Origin of the sequence: Megasphaera sp. DJF_B143, from assembly GCF_900320625.1 — a bacterium.
Lineage (GTDB): Bacteria > Bacillota > Negativicutes > Veillonellales > Megasphaeraceae > Megasphaera > Megasphaera hexanoica.
In genome coordinates this window covers 1-2,220 of record NZ_ONTA01000263.1, presented here as the reverse complement: position 1 = coordinate 2,220, position 2,220 = coordinate 1, and the positions used below count along the sequence as shown (strand labels likewise).

General features: G+C 49.6%; 2 protein-coding genes and 2 pseudogenes. All 4 read right to left on the bottom strand.

Annotated elements, in window-relative coordinates; genetic code table 11:
• Positions 1-205: pseudogene (locus tag DBO31_RS07760) on the bottom strand (radical SAM protein); the annotation flags it as partial.
• A gap of 28 nt (positions 206-233) precedes the next feature.
• Positions 234-1,061 carry a pyridoxamine kinase gene (locus DBO31_RS07755; RefSeq protein WP_059077204.1) on the bottom strand — a complete coding sequence of 276 codons (828 nt, stop codon included), beginning with the start codon at positions 1,059-1,061 and terminating at the stop codon, positions 234-236.
• 9 nt (positions 1,062-1,070) lie between these two features.
• Positions 1,071-1,619, bottom strand: coding sequence for an ECF transporter S component (locus tag DBO31_RS07750; RefSeq protein WP_059077203.1), 549 nt, complete (start codon positions 1,617-1,619; stop codon positions 1,071-1,073).
• Between the two features lie 338 nt (positions 1,620-1,957).
• A pseudogene (locus tag DBO31_RS09335) lies at positions 1,958-2,220 on the bottom strand (UDP-glucose 4-epimerase); the annotation flags it as partial.

Here is a 2,220-nt window from a genome sequence, read left to right as displayed (position 1 = left end):
TTTCTACCTCGGCAACAGATGGTTCTTCTTTAAGCCACAGTTCCATATCTTCGGCTTCTTTTTTCAGACTGCGCAGACAGAACGTACAGGAACAGGTGCAACGGTTCGTCAGATTGACATAGAGGTTGCGTTTTCCCTCTGGCTGTTTGGCCAGACTTTCGGCCATGGTAATATAGTGTCCCTTGTCGTATACATAAGTAATCATCAGTGCCACATCCCTTTTCTATATAAAATTAATGTAATTCTGTCAAAAATTGTTCAAAGGCCAGCCCCCGGTTGGTCGGTAGTCCCAACTGTTCCGTATAGACCAGCGTCCTGCTGATAAAATCCGTCGCCCGTACGACGGCGTCTTTCAAACTGTCGCCGCGTACGACCGAAGCTGAAACGATGGCGGCAAAGGCATCGCCTGTACCGGACCGGTCATGACCGATTTTCTTCACCGACACGATGTCCGGTTCTTTTCCCGTTTCATAGATGTAGTTGTCAATATGATCCCCGTCGGCCAGTCCCGTAATGACGATCTGTCCCGGTCCCATAGCAGCCAGCCGCCCGGCAATATCTTCGAGGTACGCCCGGTCCGTATGACCTTTTTCCGGATAGGGAATGCCCAGGAGCTGGCATGCTTCCGTAAGATTCGGCGTAATAACATCGGCATACTGCATGAGACGGCGCATTTCAGCGCATAGCTTTTCCGTATATGACGCATACAACTTGCCATAGTCCCCCATGACCGGATCGACGATGACGATGGTATCAGGCTGCTTGAACTGGTGGATAAAGTCGATGACAATATCGATCTGCTCGAGGGAATTCATGAATCCCGTAGAAATACCGTCAAAGGTCAGGCCATTTTTCTTCCAGCTGGCAATGTAATCTTTCATACGGTCCGTATAATCGTCGATGAAATACGTAGGAAATCCCGTATGGACCGACAAGATTGCCGTCGGCAGCGGACAGGCCTGTACTTTCAGGGCCGATATGAGCGGCAGTTCGACAGCAATAGAACAGCGCCCAAATCCTGTAATATCATTGATGAGTGCAATCTTCTTCTGTTGTTCCATCGCCGCGCCTCACCGTATACTGCCCTGACGGGTCGTGGGCAGCTGCTTGAGAAAAATCCCGGCACCCATGGCAGCAATCGTATTGAGAAGACCTTCCATGAGAAGTCCCGGTAGAGAAGCCAGACCGGCCTGGATACTACCGAAAAGGACGGCACCAGCCAGAGTATAGGCGATGGCCATCCACAGAGAAGAAAGGAGGAAGGCAACGAGCGTGCGGACAGAATAGAGGGCACTCTTCTGTGTTCCCCGGCAGCAGATGGCAAATACGATGAGTACCATGACGTATTTAATGACAAAGGTCGGTGCAATCCACAATGGGAAACCGCCAAGGAAATCGGACAGACAAGAGCCGATAGCGGCAGCCAGGGCGGCTTCGCGGCGGTTAAAATACAGGAAGCTCAGGAAAATCACGGCGTCGCCGAGGTGGGCATATCCCAGTGGAATGGGAATGCGCGGTACAAAAGTCATAATAAAGACCACAGCAGCGAGGACCGCCGATAAACAAATGGACTTTGTCGTATACGGCGCCTGCGGCGCTGCATCAGCAGGACGAGACATACATACCCCTTCTTTCACGATACTGCATAAATACAATATCTTCTATTTGTCCTCTATTTTATTATAAAAATCGCATAAAGTAAATAGGACAGATTGGCAGATTTCTGTCATCGTCAAGCAAATCTAATGCCCCTGTTCTGTATAGCGGTTAATTTCTCAACATAATGATATTTCTATCCAAGATAGTGTAAAGAGGTTGTGGGAATTTGTTAGTGTCAAGAAGTTCCCAGTCATTCCCCATCACCCCATAGGAGCTATCCGCCTGCTACTGAAAGATGTAGCATAGTTGAACATTCAACTATGCTACTTGAAGTATGATGCAGAAGCTGTAGGGGCTTCTACATCGGATGCTTGTACCAGGTGTAGGTTCGGGCTATGCCTTGTTCCAATGTCATTTCTGGTTTCATGTGCAGGGTTTGTATCAGTTCTTTGTTGCTCAGGACGGAGCGCTGGATGTCTCCGGGGCGGGGTGATGCGTATTGCACTTCGGCCTTGTGTCCTATGGCCCGTTCGAAGGATCGGATCAGGTCGTTGATGCTCGTTTCGGTTCCTGTCGATACGTTGATCGTGTGATAGCCCGTGAGGGGCAATGCCTGTACGA

Excerpts from the sequence above, each read along its gene's own strand:
- DBO31_RS07755 (WP_059077204.1), bottom strand. The coding sequence starts at position 1,061 with ATGGAACAACAGAAGAAGATTGCACTCATCAATGATATTACAGGATTT.
- DBO31_RS07750 (WP_059077203.1), bottom strand. The coding sequence starts at position 1,619 with ATGTCTCGTCCTGCTGATGCAGCGCCGCAGGCGCCGTATACGACAAAG.